This is a genomic window from Streptomyces sp. NPDC017979 (assembly GCF_044328175.1).
Taxonomy (GTDB): Bacteria; Actinomycetota; Actinomycetes; order Streptomycetales; family Streptomycetaceae; genus Streptomyces.
Genome location: NZ_JBIRGU010000006.1, coordinates 204,153 through 220,498 on the forward strand (window position 1 = coordinate 204,153; position 16,346 = coordinate 220,498).

Here is a 16,346-nt window from a genome sequence, read left to right on the forward strand (position 1 = left end):
TGCACACGGCGTCAGGGCCCCGCGGCCGAACCGCGCACCCGCCGTGCACCCGCCGCCGGGCGCACGGCGACCGTAGCGACGAGCACGGTGCGTGACGACCGCCCCTCAAGACGCTGAACAGCACGACGCACGCGAAGAAGTTGCCGACACGGTGAGGACGTCATGGTGAGCAAGGCCGCCCCACAACTGCGCCCGTCCCCGGGGGCAGTCCTGTACGAGGTCGCCGACGCGGTCGGCCTCCAGGAGGGCGCCCCCGGAGTCCGCGGCGTCCTCGCCGCCTTCCGCCGCCTCGGCGCCCCCGCGGTGCGCGACGTCAGCCGGGCCACCTCGCTGCCCGTGCCGCTGGTCGCCGCGGTCGCCAACGAGTTCCGCAAGCGGGGGCTGCTCAGCAAGGAGCGCCCCTCCCGGCTCACCCCCGAGGGTGCGGCCCTGACCGCGGAGCTCGGGATGACCCTGGAGCTGTCGGCGCTCTGCGCCACCTGCGAGGGCACCGAGTACGTCATCCCCGACCGGCTCCGGGGCGCGGTCGAGGAACTGCGCGAGATCATGGCGGCCGGCCCCGCGGTGGACCTCGCCCTCGACCAGTCGCACTGCACCGCGGAGACCAAGGTCCGCCGCGTGCTCGCACTGATCGACGCCGGACTGCTGCCCGGCAGCTCCCTCGTGCTGATCGGCGACGACGACCTGGTGTCCCTGGCGATCGGGGTCGTCGGCAGGGCCCTCGGCATCCAGCTCACCTCCCGGCTGGCCGTGGTCGACATCGCCCCCCAGTTCCTGGACTTCATCGCGGACACCGCGACCGGCCTGGACCTGCGCGTCGACCTCACCCAGCACGACCTGCGGAACCCGCTGCCGCAGCGGCTGCGCGGCCAGTACGACGTGGCCATGACCGACCCGCCGTACACCGCCGAAGGCGCCCGGCTCTTCCTGTCCCGGGCCGTGGAGGCGCTCGCCGACGGGCCCGCCCGCAGCATCTTCTTCTCCTTCGGCGCCAAGGGCCCCAACGACATGTTGGACGTCCAGCGGGAGATCATGGACCTGGGCCTGGTCACGCACTCCTTCATCCGGAACTTCAACGCGTACGAGGGCAGCGGCATCCTCGGCGGCACCGGCTTCTTCCAGCACCTGCTCACCACCGACGCCACCGGCCTCGCCGACGTCGACGAGTACCAGGGCCCGCTCTACACCCGCGACAAGCGCCGACGGGCCCGTGAGTACCGGTGCACGGAGTGCGACGCCCGCTACGAGGTCGGCCCCGGCGCGCCCCACTCCTCGGTCGCGGAGCTCCAGCGGGCCGGCTGCACCGAGTGCGGCGGCACCCGGTTCCGGCCGGGAACGCTGGTCGCCGAGGCCCCCGAGGGCACCGCGACCACTGAGGGCTGACGTCACTGGGGACCGGGGCCGCCGCGGCGCCCCGGTCACCGACGGCTACAATCGAGGGCATCATGCAAGGTGATTTTGGCGGTATCACGGTCCGCAGGGCCGACGAGCACGACATTCCGCGGATGGCCGAATTCGAGGTGGAGATCGCGAAGATCTCCTTCGCCGACGAAGCCATCACGGACCCCGAGGTGCACGCGAAGAAGCTCCTCAAGGCGATGACGCGCACCCGCGACGGAATGCTGGTCGCGTGCCGCGGCGACGGGCCGGCCGACGGCTGGCTGTGGATTACGGTGAACACCAACGCGATGAGCGGCGCCCGCTACGCGAACTTCCGCTCGCTGGCCGTCGCGGACGTCCCCGAGCGCACCGAGATCGGCGAGCTGCTGCTGGCGAAGGGCCTGGAGTTCGTCCGGTCCGAAGGCGTCGAGGAGGTCGTGGGCAAGGTCCACGTCCGGAACGTGCGGATGCGCACCCTCTACCGCAAGTTCGGCTTCGAGTCCACGCACCTGACCATGCGGCTCCCTTCGGCGGGCACGCAGCAGTGATCCCCGACGACGCGGTGGTCAAGTGCGTCGTCTGGGACCTCGACGACACCCTGTGGGACGGCATCGCCCTGGAGTCCCCCGACGACACCCTGCCGACGCCCCGGCCCGAGGTGCTGGCGCTGATCGACGGGCTGGCCGCCCGCGGGGTGCTCAGCAGCGTCGCCAGCCGCTCCGGGCCCTCCGTGCTGGAGCGGCTACGGGCCGACGGCGAGCTTTCGGGGCGCTTCTTCGCGCCGCAGGTCGCCTGGCACGACAAGAGCGAGTCGCTCCGCCGCATCGCCGGTGAGCTGGGCATCGGCCTCGCCTCCCTGGTCCTCGTCGACGACAGCCCGTACGAGCGGGCCGAGGTCCGCGCGGCGCTGCCCGAGGTGCTCGCCCTCGCCCCCGAGGAAGCCCCCGGACTGCTGGCCCTGCCCGCGCTCGACCCCGCCGGTCTCACCGACGAGAGCCGCGGCCGGGTCGCCCGCTACCGCGACGAGGCGCGCCGCAAGGAGGCCGAGGAGACCTTCGCCGGCTCCCGGGAGGACTTCCTGCGGTGGTGCGGGATGCGCGTGCGGCTGCGTACCGCACACCACGCGGACGTGCCGCGGATCGTGGAGCTGGCCGCCCGCACCCACCGACTGAACTCCAGCGGCATCGAGCTCGACGCCGCCGCGGTGCGGTCGATGGTCGACTCGCCCGACTGGTCCCTGCCCGTGGTGGAGCTGACGGACCGGTTCGGCACGTACGGCATGGTCGGCACCGCGGTCGTCGCGCTGCCCGACCCCGAACTCGGCGCCGGCGGTGCCTGGGACGTACGGCTCCTCACGCTGTCCTGCCGGGTCGCCGGCCGCGGGGTGTCCGCCGCCTTCCTGCGCTGGCTCCTGGAACTGGCCGGGGCGGCGGGCGCACCGACCGTGCGCACCCCCGTGCGCATCGGCGCGGACAACATGGAACTGCGGCTGCTGCTGCGCCAGTTCGGCTTCCGCGCCGAGCAGGACGGCGCCGCCGCACCGCTGGTCACCTTCGCCCGTGCGACCGACGGGCCCCTGCCTGAAGCCCCCGCCTGGATCGAGTGTGAGTACGGAGCCGCGTCATGACGTCCGCTGAGCAAAGGGACGCGCTGGAGCAGGAGATCCGCGGGCTGATCGCCCGGGCCGTGGGCGTCGACCGGGTGCGGATCGACCCGCTGCCCGCCGACACCCCCCTGTTCGGCCCCGAGGTGGGCCTGACCTCCCTCGCCGGCATGACGCTGCTGGCCCTGATCCTGGACCGGTACGGCGTGGACGTCGCCCTGGAGGACCTGAACCTGGACGCCCTGGAGTCCATCGCAAGACTCCGCGACTTCGTCGCCGACTACCGCTGACGCCGCGCCGCGGGCTGGCGCCTTCGGACACCGGCGCCGTTTCCCTGCGGGTGCGTTGGTCCCCGCGGCCCGGTGGGTGGCTTGTCGCGCAGTTCCCCGCGCCCCTGATTTGCTCCCCCCGTCGGTCACCTGCGGATTGCTCTCACAGGTGGTGCCGGGGCCCGCCAACGCCCGAAGGGCGTGGCAATCAGGGGCGCGGGGAACTGCGCGACAAGCCACCCACCGGGCCGCGGGGACCAACGCTCCTGCGGGGAAACGGCGAGATGGTCCCAGGAGGCGCGGGGGAGGGAGGGCCATCACCCACGTCCTCGGGGCACCGAGGGCAGGACTGTGCGACCAGCCTCAGGTGGGCCCGCAGGCACGCGGCGGGGGAGTGGACCCGTACCGCCGACCGAAAACGACCGCGTTAGTGGACCGCGCGGTGCAGCCGGGAGATGTTGATCCGCTCCGGCTTCAGCGCCGCCTCGATCTCGGAGATCATCAACTCGCCGTTGAGCCGCCCGTAGGCCAACAGGTCGATGTTGGCGAGCCTGAACTCCGGCCAGGTGTGCACGCACAAGTGCGACGCGGACAGCAGCAGCATCGCGGTGACCGCGCCGTTGGGGAAGACGTGCGACGACTCGTCGAGTACGGTCGCGTTGCCCGCGTGGGCTGCGTTGCGCAGGATCGACCGGAGCGCCTCCTCGTCGGTCAGTACGGCGGGGTCGGTGACCCAGACCTCGACCGCGTAGGAGCAGAGTTCGCCCTGGATGATCTCGACGACGTCGCTCGACGAACCGTTGACGCTCGTACCGTGCTCTGTGGACATCGCGCCAGACTACCGGCGGGCGCCAACTCCGCACAGCAACAGGGGACATGAAGATCGGCTCGGTTCGCAGAGCGCGCCGGGCGCGCCCCTCAGACGGCGCTTCCCGGCGCGCCGACCGGAGCCGGTCTGATCACCTTCCCGGTCTCGGTGGTCGCCAACTCGGCCACGGCGCGGTAGAGGTGGGGGACCCGGGCGTCGGGGAGCCGCTCCCGGCAGAAGCGGTCGAGGGCGGTCAGGTCAACGGAGTCCGGGGTGACCGTGGCGCTGATGCGCTGTCCGAGCACCGGGTCGGCCACCCCGGCCACCAGGCAGGAGGCCACTTCGGGGAAGGCCAGCAGCACGGCTTCGACCTCCTCCGGGCTGACCTTGTCGCCGGCCACGTTGATGCAGGTCGACAGGCGTCCTTCCAGGACCAGCGCGTCCCCCTCCCAGCGCGCGAGGTCACCGGTGGTGAAGCCGTCGCGCACCGGGGCCGCGTCGATCGTGCCGCCCTGTGCGTAGCCGAGCATCATCGACGGCGATCGCACCGTCACCAGCCCCGCCCGGCCGCCGTCGGCCCGCCGGCCCGGGGGCGGCGCCAGGGTCACGGTGACCCCGGGGAGCGGCGCGCCGGGCGCGGCCGTGCCCGGCTGCCACGGCCGCGGCGGCCGTACGCAGATCGGCCCGGTCTCCGTCGTCCCGTAGACCTCGCCGACGCGGCCGCCGATGCGGGTCGCGATCGACGCGGCGGTGTGCTCGTCGAGCGCCATGCCGGCGGAGAGGAAGCCGACCGCGCGCCCGCCGGCGGGGTGCGCGCCCGGGCGGCTCGCCTTGGCGAGCATCCGCAGCAGCGGCGGCACGCCCACGAACAGCGTCACGTCGTCGGCCGCCGCCGCCCGCAGCAGCACCCGCGGCCGGCCCGCGTCCACGCAGCGCACCCGCGTCCCCGCCAGCGGCGCCGCCAAGGCGCACAGCCCGAAGCCGTACGCGTGGTGCAGCGGCACCGGGGAGAGCAGGACGTCGCCGGGGGCCAGCCGCAGCGCCGTGCGGTAGTTCTCCGCCTCGGCCAGCAGGGCGGCGGCGGGGCGCAGCGCGAGCCGGGCGTTGCCCGTGGTGCCCGAGGTCAACTGGGCCGTGGCCGCTGGTTCGTAGGCTGGTTCCGGCCGCCCTGCGCCCCGGCTCACGGTCCGCCCCGGCCGCAGGGGCGCGGGGGAGCGCAGGGTCAGGGGCGAGTCGTCGGGGGCCGAGAGCCACGCCAGCGGCGCTTGTGCCTGGAGCCGTGCCAACTGCCAGGGGGTGCAGCGGCGCGACAGCGGCACGGCCACCGCCCCGACGGCGACCGTCGCGAGGACGTCGGCGACGAACGCGGCCGGCGGCCAGGCGACCGTCCCCACCAATGCGCCAGGGCCGACGCCGTGCACGCGGAGCGCGGCCACGGTGCGTTCGACGAGGGCCAGCAGCTCACGGGCGCCGGTGCTGCCCGACTCGTCGCTGACGAGCGGGGCGTCCCCGACGGTGGCGGCCCGCTCGTGCAGCAACTCGATCGGCGCGGTGCGCTCCGGCGTCATCAGAGCGCGGCGAGGGCGCGGCGCAGGGCGCCCGTCGCCTTGTCGACGACGTCCCGGGTGTGGGCGGTGCTCAGGAACCAGGGCTCCAGCGCGTTCGGGTGGAAGTACAGGCCCTCCTTCTGCGCCAGCATCTGCAGTTTGCGGTGCCCGGAGGAGTCGACGGCGGCGGCGAGCGAGCGGACGTCGCCGGGGTCGTCGACGGGGGACTTCAGCAGGGCCACCGACAGCAGGCTGCCGACCCTGGTGATGTGCACCGACCGCCGCTCGGTGGCGAAGACCTCGTTCAGGCTGTCCTGTGCGTAGGCGCCGACGGCTTCCAACTCGTCGTACAGCTCGGGCAGTGACCTGATCTTGGTGAGGTTGGCGACGACCGCGCGCAGCGCGGCGTGGTTCCCGGCGTAGACGCCGGCGTGGTACGCGTCGTTGCGGGCGAGCATCCGCATGGCGTGGGCCCGGCCGCCGAAGGCGGCGACGGGGAAGCCGCCGCCCATCACCTTGGACAGCACCGTGAGGTCGGGCTCGACGCCGTAGCGCTCCTGGGCACCGCCGCGGGCCACTCGGAAGCCGGTGATCACCTCGTCGAAGACGAGCATCGCGCCGTTGGCCAGGGTCAGTTCCCGCAGGAGTTCGAGGAAGCCGGGCGCCGGGGGGATCACACCGGCGTTGACCAGGACGGGCTCCAGGATGACCGCGGCGATCCGGTCGCCGTCGCGGGCGAAGAGCCGACGGACGGCGTCGGCGTCGTTCCAGGGCAGTTGGGCGGTGTGGGCGAGCGCTTCGGGGATCATCCCCGGGGCGCCGGGGACGACGTCCGACGGGGTGCTGCCGGCGGTGGCGAGGGTGGACTTGCCCGCGCGCAGGACCGTTTCGCTCCAGCCGTGGTAGTGCGCTTCGAAGGTCACGACGAGGGGGCGTCCGGTGGTGGCGCGGGCCAGCCGCAGGGTGGAGGCCACCGCTTCCGTACCGGAATTGGCGAACCGGACCATGTCGACGCCGGGCACCAGGTCGGCGATCAACCGACCGGCCTCGAAGTCCAATTCGTGGGGGAGGCCCGTCATGTGCCCCTTGGTGAATTGATCGGCGACGGCGCCGAGGACGTCGTGGTCGGCGTAGCCGAAGATGTGGGGTCCGTAGCCCATGTTGACGTCGATCAGTTCACCGTCCTCGACGTCCCTGAGGAAACAGCCCTCCGCACTGCGGACGACCAGGGGCACCGGTATGGCGGCGGCACGGAGACTGCTGCTGACGCCGCCGGCGATCACGCTCCTGATGCTGTCCAAACACTCGGCATTCGATGATCGAACAACGTCCCCGGTGCTCACAGAGAACCTCCGACCTCGACGCATGTGGGGACCACAGAGTCCCGCAGACCCCTGAAGAGCGACAGGGCGCCCGGTCGGAATGGCCGAATTGCAGGGGGTGGTTCGCCGCGGGGGCGACTGGCACGATCTTCCGCGTGGATTGTGCGAAACGGGAGAAGGCAGTGAAGGTCGAGAAGGCGGCGAAGATCGGGATGGTGGGGAAAGCAGTGGGGGCGGAGCGCGGCGATGAGTGAAGGAGTCGACGGGATGGACGGGGAAGTCGGGGAAGTCGGGGAAAGCGCGGGGACGAAGGGGGAAAGTCATGACAGCGGGAAAGCCGTGACCCCGGCCCGGCCCGTCGCGGTCGTGACCGGTGCGGGCTCGGGGCTCGGGGCGGCCGTCGCGGTGCGCCTCGCCGCCCGCCACGACCTGGTCCTGACTCACCTCGAAGCGGACGAGGGCCTTGCGGACACCGTCGAACGGGCGACGCGGGCCGGTGCGGACGTCCTCGCCGCGGTCGTCGGCGACTTGACGCACCAGGAGACCGTGGCCGCCTTCGACCGGGCCGTCCGCGTGCATCGGGAGCGGCTGGAGGTGCTGGTGTGCAATGCCGGCGCCTATGAGTACCGGCCCTGGTCGCAGACGACCGGGGACGACGTGCGGCGTGCCGTGGACGTGAACTTGATCGCGCACATGGCGTGCGTCCGGTCCGTCTCCCCGCATTTGGTCGTGCGGGGCTTCGGCCGTATCGTCGCGGTGTCCACCGTCCTGACCCGCACCGGTCGAGTCGAACTCGTTCCGTACATCGCGGCGAAGGGCGGCCTTGAGGCGTTCGTCCGGGCGCTCGCCCGCGAACTTGGTCCGCATGGAATTACGGTTAATTCGATTCGTCCCGGCTCCATCGAGTTGAGTTCTGACCAAAGGTCCCATCCGGATTATCCCGCCTGGCGGAAACGCGAGTTCGCACGCCAGTGCATGCAGCGGCACGGCAGTCCGGACGATGTGGCGGCGGCGGTGGAGTTTCTGGTATCCCAAGATGCCGGGTTCATCACCGGTCAGAGCCTTGCCGTCGACGGCGGTTGGCATCTCGACTGAATGTCGGTGCCGGAATCCCGGACCCCCGAGATCCGTACGAGCAGATAAAAGGAAGAAAGTAAGAATGCCGCACGACCATGAATTACCGACCCGCGTAAGACTGGTACGACACGGACAATCACACGCCAGCGTGCAGCGGATCGTCGCCGGGGGCGACAACTGCGCGGGGCTCACCGACCGCGGCCGGGGCGAAGCGGCCCGGCTCACCGTCCGGCTGCGGCTGGAGCACGATCCGCCGGGCACCCTGCTGACCAGCCCGATCCTCCGGGCCCGCCAGACCGCCGCCGTCCTGGCGGACGGCCTCGGGCTCGGTGAACCGCTGGTCGAACCGGGCGTGCGGGAGCTGGACTTCGGCGCCGCCGACGGGCTCACGACCGAGGAGTACGCCCAGGTCCACGGCGTCTTCGACATAACGGTCCACCGCGACCGGCCCTTCGCCCCCGGGGGCGAGAGCTGGTCCGCGTTCACCGGTCGGGCGCGTCTGGTGATGGACGACCTGGCCGCGCGCCACCGGGGCGACGACGTCATGGTGGTGTGCCACGCCGGCTTCGTCGTGGCCGCGACCGTCGGACTGCTGGACGTGCCCCCGCCGGCGCTCTTCTCCGACACGTCGCCGGCGACCACGTCGATCAGCGAGTTCGTCCACGACGGCGGGGAGTGGAGCCTCGTGCGGTACGACGACGCGGCCCATCTCGCGGAACCGTCCCTGGAAGGCTCGTGCGGCCCTGCCTCGTAGTGGAGTCGTAGCGCGGCGAGCCCGTGGACGAAGGGGGGCCGCATCCGCCCCGGCGGCGGATGCGGCCCCCCTTCGTGCCCCTGCGTCCGTGGCGCTTCCCGTACCTGTGTTCAGCGGGCCATCAGGGCGAAGACGCCCCAACCGAGGTACTCGCGCTCGTGCTGCACATAGCTCGCGGGGTCGGTGCGCAGTTCGTGGCGCACCTGCTCCGTCAGTTCGTCGTCCGGGTTCTCGTCCAGCCAGCGGCGCAGGTTGAACCACTGCGCCGCCCGGTACCTGTCCCAACTGTCCTGGTCGGTCAGCACCATCTCCACCACGTCGTGACCGAGTTCGCCGAACTGGCCGATCAGCCCGGCCAGTGACAGGTAGTCGGAGCGGTCGGCAGCGTGGCACCCCTCCACCGTGGCCCGGTCGGGCGGGTCCAGCCGCCAGTACGGATGTCCGAGCAGCAGCAGGCCGCCCGGGCGCAGGCTGCGCCGGAGCAGGTCGACCGTGCCCGGAACGCCGCCCCCGATCCAGGTCGCACCCAGGCACGAGGCGAGGTCCACCGGCTCGTCGGCGACGTACCCGGCGGCGTCGTCGTGGGCGAAGTCGACCCGGTCCGTCACGCCCAACTCCACGGCCCGCGAGTGCGCCCGGGCGGTGAAGACGCTGCTGATGTCCACCCCCGTGCCCCGGACGCCGAGGTCGCGCGCCCAGGTGCAGAGCATCTCCCCGGAACCGCTCGCCAGGTCGAGCACCCGTGCTCCCGGCCTCAGCCGCAACGCCCGGCCGATCGTCGCCAGCTTCTCGGCGGTGATCGGGTTGTGGATGCGGTGGCTGCTTTCGCGGATGGTGAAGATGCGCGGCAGATCCACGTGACGTGTCCTAACGGAGGTGTGGGGTGTGGGGTACATCCGTAACACATGGGATGTTCCGGGCGGGGTCTCACTCGCGGGTGGCGCGCTGACGCCGGGCCGTTTCGGTGCGGGGCGCGGGCGGCGTGGACCGCGGCCCGCGCCAACCGCGCCCCGCGCCGTCGCCGCCGGCGTACGAGTACGGCGGCCCGCCCGGCAAACCTGACGCGGCCGTTCACGCCCCCACGCCGCCCCCGCTCGCCCCTGTGGGCGCCCCGACCGCCCCCGGGCCCGTAAGTCCGCGACTTCCGTACGCCGTTGGGGCCGTCCCGCCGTCGCCCGGGTTGACCGGGCGTTGGTTGGGGGTGCTCGGGAACGGGGCCGGGATCGGAGGGTCAAGTGAACGGTCGATAACGGAAGGGGCGTTCCGTGCGGTCTCCGGGGCCGTGGTTACTGGTGATTCACTTCACCGGAATCGGGCCACGTCCCAGGGAGGCATCCATGGCGATCGATCAGCATGCGGCACCCGGCTCCGAGCCCCACGCGTCCAAGGCGGTGGACCGGGGCTCGGCCGCCCACCGCCGCAAGGCGTGGATCGTGCTGGCGCTGCTGGTGGGGCTGATGCTCGTCAACTTCGCCGACAAGGTCGTGGTCGGCCTCGCCGGCGTCGGGATGAAGCAGGAACTCGGACTGGACGACCGCGACTTCGGCTTCATCCAGAGCAGCTTCTTCTGGCTCTTCTCCCTCGGGTCCGTGCTCGGCGGCTGGCTTGGCGGAAAGGTGCGGGCGCGGTGGCTGCTCGCGGGCGTCGCCGCGCTGTGGGTGCTCAGCCTGGCGCCGATGGCCTTCCAGGTCGGCTTCACCACCATCGTGGCGTGCCGGGTGCTGCTCGGCTTCGCCGAGGGGCCGACGACCGCGCTCGCCATGCAGGTGGCGCACTCCTGGTTCCCGGCGCACCAGCGGGCGGTGCCCAGTTCGATCGTGGTCGCCGGCGCCGGCCTCGGCCCGCTGATCGCGGCCCCCGTGCTGACCTGGGTCATCAGCGAGCACTCCTGGCACGCGGCGTTCGGGGTGCTCGCGGTCTTCGGTGCGGTCGTGGTGGTGCTCTGGCTGTTCGGCGGCGACGCCGGCCCCGAGTCCGCCGCCGGGGAGGAGGGGCCCGACGGCGGGCCCGCCGCGGTGGTGCTGCCGCCGCGGGTGCCGCTGGGGAGCCTGTTCCGCACCGGCACGTTGATCGGCGCGATGCTGCTGTTCTTCGTCGCGTACGCCAACACCGCCATCAAGGTCAGTTGGCTGCCGCTGTACCTGGAGGAGGGGCTCGGCTACGACGCGACGACCGCGGGAAACCTGGTGGCCCTGCCCTACCTCGGCAGCGCCACCGCGGTGATCTCCGTCGGCTTCTGGTCCCGCTCGCTGACCCGACGCGGCGTCAGCAACCGCATCACCCGGGGCGTGCTGCCCGCCGTCATGGTCCTGGGCTCGGGGACGTGCGTCATCGCCTTCTCCGCGCTGGACCGCGGCCCGCTCCAGCTGGTGCTGCTGGTGCTGAGCGCCTGCCTGAGCGCGGCCGGCTTCGGGGCCGGCTTCGCGGGGCTGTCCGACGTCGTCCCCGCCCGCCAGCGCGGCGCGGTCTTCGGCGTCGTCACCGGCTTCTACAGCGCGGCCGGGATCGTCGCCCCGATGGTGATGGGCAACATGGTGGCCGCGGGCCAGACGCGGGCGGCCGGCTACGGCGACGGCTTCCTGCTGCTCGGCGCGTTCATGGCCGTCGGCGCGGTCGTCGCGCTGCTGCTGATCCACCCGGACCGGGACGCGCGCAAGCTCGCCGAGTTGGGCCGCGGCGCGAAGATCGGCCACCCGCGGCGCCCGGTCGGTTGAGCCGCGCACCGCACGTCACGACGGCTTCGCCAGCAACCGCTGGGTGCGGGCGGGCAGGTGCGGCGGCAGGGTCGCGACGACGTCCGTCAGCGTCGTCGCGGCGAGGGAGGCGCGCCACGCCTCGTGCGCCTCGGCCATCTTCACCGCGAGGATGCACTTGGCGCGGCACGCCTCCGGCGGCGCCGCGCCCCGCCCCTGTTGTCGGATCTCCCGGCACTCGTACGGCGACGACGCGCCGTCCACCGCCTCGACGACGTCCAGCAGGGTGATCTGGTGTGCGGGCCGGGCCAGTCGGAACCCGCCCCGCGGGCCGGTGGCCGCGGTGAGCACGCCCGCCCTGACGAGCGTCTTGAGCTGCTTGACGAGGTACGGCGCCGGCAGGTCGTAGTGCGCCGCCAACTGCACCGCCGACACGCTGGCGCCCGGTTCGAGCTGCGCCAGGGCGGTGGCGCAGTGCAGAACCCACTCAGTACTCACAGGCAGCTTCACGGAAACGATTCTATCGTGGACATTAGAGGTCCATATAGTCTTGAATGGCTTCGCGTTCCGTCAGCCGTCAGCCGTCTGTCGTGCCGTCAGCAGCGCCGGTCGCCGTGCCCGCGCGTCCTGTCGGCCGAACCGAAGGAGAGACTCGCGCCATGAAGATCGCCGTCGCCGGTGCCACCGGCAACATCGGCTCCCTCACCGTCGCCGCCCTCGAAGGCCAGGGCCACGAGGTCGTACGGATCAGCCGCTCGCTCGGCGTGGACCTGACGACCGGCGCGGGACTGGACGACGCCCTCGTCGGCGTCGCCGCCGTCGTCGACGCCACCAACTGCGGGGCGACCGACCGGGACGAGGCGGTCGCGTACTTCGGCACCACCACCCGCACCCTGCTCGCCGCCGAGGAGCGCGCCGGCGTCCGCCACCACGTGCTGCTCTCCATCGCCTCCCTCCACCGGGCCGAGGGCAATGCGCACTACGCCGGCAAGCGCGAGCAGGAGCGGCTGGTCGCCGCGGGGCCGGTGCCGTGGACGATCGTGCCGTTCACCCAGTTCCACGACTTCGCCGAGATGGTGGCGGGGTGGGCGGAGCAGGACGGCGTCGCGCAGATCGCACCGCTGCTCATCCAGCCCGTCGCGCCCGCGGACGTGGCCGACGTGCTCGCCGAGATCGCCGCGGGCGAGCCGCAGGGACGGTACGTGGACGTCGCCGGGCCCGAGACCCAGGACCTGGTGGACATGGCCCGCCGCACCCACCAGGCGCGCGGCCGGACGGTGAAGCTCGTGCCGACCTGGTCGGGCATCTTCGGCGTCGGCCTGGCGGGCGAGGTCATGCTCCCGTCCGCGGACGCCCGCATCGCACCGACCGCCTTCGACACCTGGCTCGCCGAGCAACGGCCGTAGGCCGTGCCCGCGGTCCTGTTCGCGGCACGTCTGGACGGTGCTGCCGTTTCCCTGCGGGAGCGTTGGTCTCCGCGGCCCGGTGGCGGACGGGGTTGAGGGGCGCGGGGAACTGCGCGAACAAGTCCCACCGGGTGCAGGTGCCGTGACCGCGCACTTCGCACGGCGCCGCCGCGTCCGCCACGGCAACCGAACTGGCGGAAGGGCCGCGCGGGCGCGTCCTCGGCGTGGGGGTACTCAGGGTGGGATGAGTACGCGCGCGCACGCGCGGCCGCCGGGGCGGATCGTACGCTCCGGGCATGTCGACACCGCCGTCACCCTTCCCGCCCGGCCCCGGCTGGCCGCCGCAGCCCGCTCGCCCGGCCGGGCGTCCGTCGCTGCGGGCGGTCCTGTGGAGCGCGGGGGCCCTCGCCGTCGTCGGGATCGTCGCGGCCGGGTCCTTCCTCTGGCGCGGCGCCGCCTACCCCGAGGTGTCGCCCGACGAGGTCGGCACCCGGCTGCACGAACAGGCCGTGCAGGCGTACGACGACATGGCGCTGCCGGGGACCGCGGTCGACCCGACCGCGCGTGCGGGCACTTGCGCGTACCGCGGGCTGCGCGGGCTCGTCCGCATCGAGGAGGACCAGCCCGGCGTGCGCAGCTTCAACCTCACCTGGCGGGCGCTGGCCACCTCCCGCGAGGACGCCGCCGCCGGGCAGCAGCGGGTGCGCCAGCGGATGGAGCGGGCCGGGTGGGAGCTCATCAGCGACGGCGTCGCATCGGAACTGAGCATCCGCTACCGGGCTCCGAAGACCGACGACACCCTCGACGTCACCTGGCACGGGCAGACCGGCATCCTCACCGTCTCCGCGTCCTCCCCGTGCGGTCAGGTGCCCGAGGACTTCGATGCGCAGCGCTGGACCGAACGGGCGTGGGACCGGGGCGTCCAGGGCGGGCGGTGAGCGATGCCTGTGCAAGCCCCGGTCCGATGACAGGCCCCGGAGCGTGAGCGCTGCGGCCGGTGCTTCAACGGCGCCGGCCGGTCACGTGGGACGCCGCGGTCACCCGAACTGGCCGACCTTGTAGCTGCCCGCGGGCTGCTGGACGATCACGTTCAACCGGTTGTAGGTGTTGATGAGCCCGATGAGGGCGATCAGCGAGGAGAGCTGCTCCTCGTCGAAGTGCTCGGCGGCCCGCGCCCACACCTGGTCGCCGACGCCACCGGAGGCGTCGGCGATCCGGGTGCCCTCCTCCGTCAGCTCCAGCGCGGCGCGCTCGGCGTCGGTGAACACCGTGGCCTCCCGCCAGGTCGCGATGAGGTGGAGGCGCGTCGCGGTCTCGCCGGCGTGCGCGGCCTCCTTGGTGTGCATGTCGGTGCAGAAGCCGCAGCCGTTGATCTGGCTGGCGCGGATCTTCACCAACTCCTGGGTGGCGGCGGGCAGGGCCGAGGTCTCGATGACCTTGCCGGCGGCGTAGACGTGCTTGAAGACCGCGGCGATGGTCGGGTTGTCGAAGAGGTTGAGACGTGCGGTCATGGCGTTGCTCCTGGGTCGTGTGCGATGCGTACACCCCTATGACCCGACGGCCGCTCCCGTTGTGACACCCGAGGCTGTGACCTGCGTCTCAGCACCTTCGGGCGGGCTGCGCCACGTGTCCGACGGGCCGAGGGGGAGGGGCGCGACGCCTGGGCGCCCGGACTCGGGGGAGCCCGCGCACGTCCTACGCGTCGCCGGCCGTCAGCCGTTCCGACACGCGCCACAGCCGGTCGCCGGTCTCGGCGTCGGTGGCCCGCGGCGCCAGCCGCACCCGCTTGGGCGCCCCGCGCAGCTCGCCCGCGCCGCCCGGACCGTACAGCTCGCCGCCCCGTACGCCCGGCGCGGTCGCCGCATACAACTGCGGCAGTGCGCCCCGGTCCGCGGACTGGGCGAGCGGCAGCAGGAGCCCGCCGAAGAGGAACCGCACCCGGCCGACGGGGTCGCCGCTCTGGAGGTTGGTGGCGGCGTAGCCGGGGTGGGCCAGGACGCTGCGCACGGGGCTGCCGGCCGCGGTCAACCGCCGGTGCAGCTCCCAGCCGAAGACGGCGTTGGCCAGCTTCGACTGGTCGTAGTGGCCCATCGGCGAGTACGACCGCTCGCCCGACAGGTCGTCGAAGGCGATCCTGGCCCGTCGGTGGTTGGTCGAGGTGACGGTGACCACGCGGGGGTCGTCGCCGCCCGCCAGCAGGCCGAGCAGCACCTCGGTGAGGGCGAAGTGCCCGAGGTGGTTGACGGCGAACTGCACCTCGTCGCCCCGGGCGGTGAGCGTACGGGGCGGTGCCATCACCCCGGCGTTGTTGATGAGCACGTCCGGGCGGATGCCGTCGCGGCGCAGCCCGGCGGCGAAGGCGCGGATCGACGCCAGGTCCGCCAGGTCCAGTCGGCGCACGTCCAGCCGGGCGCCCGGCTGACCGGCCCGTACGCGGGCGGCCGCTTGACGGCCCCTCAGCTCGTCGCGGACGGCGAGTACCACGTGGGCGCCCTTCGCGGCGAGCGCCCGGGTGGTGGCCAGCCCGAGGCCGCTGTTGGCTCCGGTGACGACGAAGGTCCGCCCGTGCTGCTCCGGCATCTGGTCGGTCGTCCAGTGCTTCTGACTCGTCATGCGGCCCACGGTGGCGCTCGTGGCACCAAGTGTCAATATTGCCGCGTGATGCCATCGATGGCATCGAACCCTTCGGGCCCTACGATGGGTCGATGACACCCCGACCGGCAGGGACCCTCGCCCAGCGCAAGCGTCAACTGGTCGTCGACGAACTGACGCAGGCGGCGCTGGGGCTGCTGGTGCGCGACGGCTTCGACGCGGTCACCGTGGACGAGATCGCCGCGGCCGCCGGCGTGTCCAAGCGGACCTTCTTCCGCTACTTCGCCTCCAAGGAGGACGTGGTCGTCCAGCTCCTGGCCGACCTCGGCGTCGGCATGCGGGACGAACTGGCGCGCCGGCCGGCGGAGGAGTCGCCGTCGACCGCCCTGCGCCATGCGGTGTGGTGCTCGGTCGACGCCTGTGCGGATCACGGGGACCGTGCGTTGCACGTCGTCCAACTGATCCTGCGCACGCCCGCGTTGCTCGCCCGCTTCTTGGAGCGGCAGGCGCAGTGGCGCGAGGAGTTGGCGGAGGAGTTGGCCCGTCGACTCGAACTCGACCCGGCGGACGAGCTGTATCCGCAGTTGGCGGCCGGGGCGGCCCTGGCGGCGTTCCACACCGTGTTGCAGCGGTGGAGCGACAGCGGGGGCGCCGCGGACGCGGCCGCCCTGACCGATCGCGCCTTCGCCGTCATCGCGCCGGCGCTGGACGCGGTCGTACGCACCGGCGTGAGCAATGGAGGCCCGGGCGCGACCTGAAGGGTGTGCGGCCCCTTCAGCCGATCCGGCGCCGTTCGTCGAGGTCGGGGCGGTGTGGGGATCGTTGGGGTGGGCATTGATCCCGAAAGAACTTAGGTTAGGCTAAGCGAAGTCTTAAGTGCTTCGCAGTCCCGTCA

17 protein-coding genes are annotated in these 16,346 nt (G+C 72.6%); 10 read left to right on the forward strand and 7 right to left on the reverse strand.

Features of this window, described 5'->3' with window-relative positions; translation table 11 throughout:
- The first annotated feature begins 162 nt into the window (after nt 1-162).
- From ACH4E8_RS18895 to ACH4E8_RS18910, 4 genes are all read left to right on the forward strand, one after another.
- Nucleotides 163-1,383, forward strand: coding sequence for a bis-aminopropyl spermidine synthase family protein (locus tag ACH4E8_RS18895; RefSeq protein WP_398449549.1), 1,221 nt, complete (start codon nt 163-165; stop codon nt 1,381-1,383).
- Nucleotides 1,384-1,505: 122 nt separating this feature from the next.
- Complete coding sequence (locus ACH4E8_RS18900; RefSeq protein ID WP_398449551.1) at nt 1,506-1,928, forward strand: GNAT family N-acetyltransferase; 423 nt, start codon at nt 1,506-1,508, stop codon at nt 1,926-1,928.
- Nucleotides 1,925-3,007, forward strand: coding sequence for an HAD-IIIC family phosphatase (locus tag ACH4E8_RS18905; protein ID WP_398449553.1), 1,083 nt, complete (start codon nt 1,925-1,927; stop codon nt 3,005-3,007). Before ACH4E8_RS18900 ends, ACH4E8_RS18905 begins: the two co-directional genes overlap by 4 nt.
- On the forward strand, nt 3,004-3,273 hold the full coding sequence (locus ACH4E8_RS18910; RefSeq protein WP_398449555.1) for a phosphopantetheine-binding protein: 270 nt from the start codon (nt 3,004-3,006) through the stop codon (nt 3,271-3,273). Before ACH4E8_RS18905 ends, ACH4E8_RS18910 begins: the two co-directional genes overlap by 4 nt.
- Nucleotides 3,274-3,679: 406 nt before the next feature.
- Here the strand turns inward: ACH4E8_RS18910 and ACH4E8_RS18915 are convergent, their stop codons facing one another.
- From ACH4E8_RS18915 to ACH4E8_RS18925, 3 genes are all read right to left on the reverse strand, one after another.
- The gene (locus ACH4E8_RS18915; RefSeq protein WP_398449556.1) at nt 3,680-4,081 is read right to left on the reverse strand and encodes an S-adenosylmethionine decarboxylase family protein; all 402 of its coding nucleotides are present in this window, start codon (nt 4,079-4,081) and stop codon (nt 3,680-3,682) included.
- 89 nt (nt 4,082-4,170) lie between these two features.
- Entirely contained in the window at nt 4,171-5,628 is a 1,458-nt protein-coding gene (locus ACH4E8_RS18920) for a class I adenylate-forming enzyme family protein (protein WP_398449558.1), read from the reverse strand.
- Complete coding sequence (locus ACH4E8_RS18925) at nt 5,628-6,890, reverse strand: aspartate aminotransferase family protein (RefSeq protein WP_398449560.1); 1,263 nt, start codon at nt 6,888-6,890, stop codon at nt 5,628-5,630. Before ACH4E8_RS18925 ends, ACH4E8_RS18920 begins: the two co-directional genes overlap by 1 nt.
- Before the next feature lie 306 nt (nt 6,891-7,196).
- On the opposite strand from ACH4E8_RS18925, the gene ACH4E8_RS18930 reads away from it, so the two are divergent.
- The gene (locus ACH4E8_RS18930; RefSeq protein ID WP_398449562.1) at nt 7,197-8,024 is read left to right on the forward strand and encodes an SDR family NAD(P)-dependent oxidoreductase; all 828 of its coding nucleotides are present in this window, start codon (nt 7,197-7,199) and stop codon (nt 8,022-8,024) included.
- A gap of 64 nt (nt 8,025-8,088) precedes the next feature.
- Complete coding sequence (locus tag ACH4E8_RS18935) at nt 8,089-8,760, forward strand: histidine phosphatase family protein (protein ID WP_398449564.1); 672 nt, start codon at nt 8,089-8,091, stop codon at nt 8,758-8,760.
- Nucleotides 8,761-8,870: 110 nt separating this feature from the next.
- Here ACH4E8_RS18935 and ACH4E8_RS18940 read toward each other — a convergent pair whose 3' ends face one another.
- The gene (locus tag ACH4E8_RS18940) at nt 8,871-9,617 is read right to left on the reverse strand and encodes an SAM-dependent methyltransferase (RefSeq protein ID WP_398449566.1); all 747 of its coding nucleotides are present in this window, start codon (nt 9,615-9,617) and stop codon (nt 8,871-8,873) included.
- 480 nt (nt 9,618-10,097) lie between these two features.
- Here ACH4E8_RS18940 and ACH4E8_RS18945 point away from each other — a divergent pair, with 480 nt between their 5' ends.
- Nucleotides 10,098-11,474 carry an MFS transporter gene (locus ACH4E8_RS18945; protein WP_398449568.1) on the forward strand — a complete coding sequence of 459 codons (1,377 nt, stop codon included), beginning with the start codon at nt 10,098-10,100 and terminating at the stop codon, nt 11,472-11,474.
- Nucleotides 11,475-11,489: 15 nt separating this feature from the next.
- On the opposite strand, the gene ACH4E8_RS18950 is transcribed toward ACH4E8_RS18945, so the two are convergent.
- Nucleotides 11,490-11,963, reverse strand: coding sequence for an RrF2 family transcriptional regulator (locus ACH4E8_RS18950; protein ID WP_398449570.1), 474 nt, complete (start codon nt 11,961-11,963; stop codon nt 11,490-11,492).
- A 149-nt stretch (nt 11,964-12,112) separates the two neighbouring features.
- On the opposite strand from ACH4E8_RS18950, the gene ACH4E8_RS18955 reads away from it, so the two are divergent.
- A complete protein-coding gene (locus ACH4E8_RS18955) occupies nt 12,113-12,859 on the forward strand; it encodes an SDR family oxidoreductase (RefSeq protein ID WP_398449572.1) in 747 nt (248 codons plus the stop codon).
- Between the two features lie 296 nt (nt 12,860-13,155).
- On the forward strand, nt 13,156-13,797 hold the full coding sequence (locus ACH4E8_RS18960; RefSeq protein WP_398449574.1) for a hypothetical protein: 642 nt from the start codon (nt 13,156-13,158) through the stop codon (nt 13,795-13,797).
- Nucleotides 13,798-13,896: 99 nt separating this feature from the next.
- On the opposite strand, the gene ACH4E8_RS18965 is transcribed toward ACH4E8_RS18960, so the two are convergent.
- Both ACH4E8_RS18965 and ACH4E8_RS18970 read right to left on the reverse strand, forming a co-directional pair.
- Entirely contained in the window at nt 13,897-14,370 is a 474-nt protein-coding gene (locus ACH4E8_RS18965) for a carboxymuconolactone decarboxylase family protein (protein WP_398449576.1), read from the reverse strand.
- A 184-nt stretch (nt 14,371-14,554) separates the two neighbouring features.
- On the reverse strand, nt 14,555-15,472 hold the full coding sequence (locus ACH4E8_RS18970) for an oxidoreductase (RefSeq protein WP_398449578.1): 918 nt from the start codon (nt 15,470-15,472) through the stop codon (nt 14,555-14,557).
- A gap of 92 nt (nt 15,473-15,564) precedes the next feature.
- On the opposite strand from ACH4E8_RS18970, the gene ACH4E8_RS18975 reads away from it, so the two are divergent.
- Nucleotides 15,565-16,209, forward strand: coding sequence for a TetR family transcriptional regulator (locus ACH4E8_RS18975; protein WP_398449580.1), 645 nt, complete (start codon nt 15,565-15,567; stop codon nt 16,207-16,209).
- Nucleotides 16,210-16,346 lie beyond the last annotated feature (137 nt).

Coding starts and splice junctions, on each gene's coding strand:
- ACH4E8_RS18895 (WP_398449549.1), top strand. CDS start 163: ATGGTGAGCAAGGCCGCCCCACAACTGCGCCCGTCCCCGGGGGCAGTC.
- ACH4E8_RS18900 (WP_398449551.1), top strand. CDS start 1,506: ATGGCCGAATTCGAGGTGGAGATCGCGAAGATCTCCTTCGCCGACGAA.
- ACH4E8_RS18910 (WP_398449555.1), top strand. CDS start 3,004: ATGACGTCCGCTGAGCAAAGGGACGCGCTGGAGCAGGAGATCCGCGGG.
- ACH4E8_RS18915 (WP_398449556.1), bottom strand. CDS start 4,081: ATGTCCACAGAGCACGGTACGAGCGTCAACGGTTCGTCGAGCGACGTC.
- ACH4E8_RS18920 (WP_398449558.1), bottom strand. CDS start 5,628: ATGACGCCGGAGCGCACCGCGCCGATCGAGTTGCTGCACGAGCGGGCC.
- ACH4E8_RS18930 (WP_398449562.1), top strand. CDS start 7,197: ATGGACGGGGAAGTCGGGGAAGTCGGGGAAAGCGCGGGGACGAAGGGG.
- ACH4E8_RS18935 (WP_398449564.1), top strand. CDS start 8,089: ATGCCGCACGACCATGAATTACCGACCCGCGTAAGACTGGTACGACAC.
- ACH4E8_RS18945 (WP_398449568.1), top strand. CDS start 10,098: ATGGCGATCGATCAGCATGCGGCACCCGGCTCCGAGCCCCACGCGTCC.
- ACH4E8_RS18955 (WP_398449572.1), top strand. CDS start 12,113: ATGAAGATCGCCGTCGCCGGTGCCACCGGCAACATCGGCTCCCTCACC.
- ACH4E8_RS18960 (WP_398449574.1), top strand. CDS start 13,156: ATGTCGACACCGCCGTCACCCTTCCCGCCCGGCCCCGGCTGGCCGCCG.
- ACH4E8_RS18965 (WP_398449576.1), bottom strand. CDS start 14,370: ATGACCGCACGTCTCAACCTCTTCGACAACCCGACCATCGCCGCGGTC.
- ACH4E8_RS18970 (WP_398449578.1), bottom strand. CDS start 15,472: ATGACGAGTCAGAAGCACTGGACGACCGACCAGATGCCGGAGCAGCAC.
- ACH4E8_RS18975 (WP_398449580.1), top strand. CDS start 15,565: ATGACACCCCGACCGGCAGGGACCCTCGCCCAGCGCAAGCGTCAACTG.